This is a genomic window from Streptomyces sp. NH27 (assembly GCF_056859195.1).
Window position 1 is genome coordinate 1 of sequence record NZ_JACEGK010000814.1, and the last position, 2,166, is coordinate 2,166.

The 2,166-nt window shown below is 73.2% G+C and carries 2 protein-coding genes; one reads left to right on the forward strand and one right to left on the reverse strand.

The window, feature by feature from the left end:
- Position 1: 1 nt before the first annotated feature.
- Positions 2-778: an alpha/beta fold hydrolase gene (locus AC13HU_RS36105; RefSeq protein WP_483046224.1), complete on the reverse strand. Its 777-nt coding sequence runs from the start codon at positions 776-778 to the stop codon at positions 2-4.
- Positions 779-1,017: 239 nt separating this feature from the next.
- On the opposite strand from AC13HU_RS36105, the gene hemG reads away from it, so the two are divergent.
- Positions 1,018-2,166 (forward strand): protoporphyrinogen oxidase (gene hemG / locus AC13HU_RS36110; RefSeq protein WP_483046225.1); only part of this gene is annotated, 1,149 nt, incomplete at its 3' end.

The window sequence follows — 2,166 nt, forward strand, 5'->3', positions numbered from 1 at the left end:
GTCAGGTGGTGGCGAACCCGGCGAGGACCCGGCCGAGGATGTCGGTCTGCACCCGGTGCCAGGAGCCGGGCAGTCCCATGCCCCATCCGTTGGGCAGGGCGCGTGCGGTCGCGCGGGCCGCGTCGCGCAGCCAGTCGCCGGTGCCGTCGCTGTAGACGACCAGCGCCGGTACCCGCAGGCCCGCCAGCCGCTCGGTGGGTACCTCGAAGTCGCCGAGGATGGTGGTGTCGTAGACGAGGGTGTGGGCGTTCGCCTCGTTCGTCGCCCACAGCGGGCCGCGCCGCCAGTCCGCGAGGGCCTCGGGGGTCAGCCCGAGCAACTCGGCGAGCCAGTACTCCGCGGTGTCGCCGCGCCTGCCGTCCGCCAGCAGCTTCTGCAGGACGTCCATGCAGTTGGCCGGGGGCTTCGGGTAACCGGCGGTGCGGAAGTACGGTTCGTGCAGCGCCAGTTTGGTGATCGGCAGGCCGGCCATGGCCGCTTCGAGGGCCAGGTTCGCGCCGGTGGACCCGGCGAACACCACCGCCTGGCCGCCGGCCTCGTCGATCAGCGCGGCGAGGTCCTCGATCTCCCGCTCGACGGCGTACGCGGGACTGTCGCCGCTCTCGCCCCGCCCCCGGCGGTCGTAGACGTAGGTGGTGCAGTGCGGCGCCAGTTCGGGAACCAGCGCGTCGAAGATCGTATGGTCGCGGAACGCGCCGTTCATCAGCACGATCGGCGGGCCGTCGCCCGCCCTCCGGTAGGCGATCGTCGTGCCGTCCCGCGATACGACCTTCCGCATGACCCTCTCCTCGCACTGGGTGGATGGTGGCTCGTACCGCCAATGTCCGGCACACCGGTGGACGGCCGGTCGAGCGTGGATCGCACGTGGCCGACCCGACGCGGCCCACCGCACAGGTGACCGCACGCGGTGTCGCTCCGCGCCGGGTCCACCCGGGCTCGACCGGTACTGCCGGCCGCACTTCCCACACTGGGGCGACACCAATCCATGAGGGAGCCGGCGGAATGGCGGACAACAGAATGTCTCAGACAGGCGAAGTTCCGCATGTGGTCGTCATCGGGGGCGGCGTCGCGGGACTGGCGGCGGCGTTCTTCCTGCGGAACGAACCGGTGCGGGTGACGGTCCTGGAGGGATCGTCCCGGATCGGCGGACAACTCGCCGTGTCGGAACTGGCGGGCACCGTCATCGACGAGGGCGCGGAGTCGACATACGCCAAGCGCCCCAAGACCGCCCGGCTGCTCAAGGAGGCCGGGCTGGACGACCGGGTCGTCTCGGCGGGCACGAAGGCGATGGGAATCCGGACCGGGGACGGGATCCGTCCGCTGCCGGACCGTCAGTTCATGGGCGTGCCCTGCGACATGGACGAGCTGGCCAAGTCCGGCATCCTGTCCGATGCCGCGGTGGCGCGGGCCCGCGAGGACGCCGTACTGCCCATGTCCGAGCTGAACGGCGACGTCTCGGTGGCGGAGTTCGTCGGGGGACGGCTGGGCCGCGAGGTCGTGGACCGGCTCGTCGACCCGTTCCTGGCCGACGCGTACTTCGGCCGCGCCGACGAACTCTCCCTGGCGGCCACGCTGTCCCCGCTGGTCTCCGCCTCCCGCCGGCACGCCTCGCTGGCACAGGCGGCGGGAGCGCTGATCCCGCCGCTGCCGGAAACCGGTGAGCGGCCCCCGACGGGCATATCCACCCTCGTCGGCGGGCTCGGCGGGATGCCCCAGGTGCTCGCCGACGCCTTCCTGGCCGGATCGCCGGGGTCGGCGGTGCGGATCGGGGCCACGGTGCGGGAGCTCGTGCGCGGTGAGCGCGGCTGGCGGCTGACCGTGGACTCCGCCGCCGGTACGGAGCACGTCGACGCGGACGCCGTCGTCGTCGCCACGCCCGCCGCAGCGGCCGGCCGGCTGCTCGCGGGGGCGCCCGGCACCGCCGCGGCCGGCGCGGCGCTCGCCGAGATCCCGCATGCCGGTTCGGTGATCATCACCCTCGCCTACCCGCGTGACGCGCTCGCCGCGATGCGCGCCCTGGGACACAGCGGCTACCGGGTGCCCGCGGTGGACGGGCGGCCGATCAAGGTCGTCACCTTCTCCACCGTCAAGTGGCCGCACATGGCGGGCGAGGTGGAGATCGTGCGGTGCCAGGCCGGCGGAAGCGGCGACGGCGACGTGCTGGGA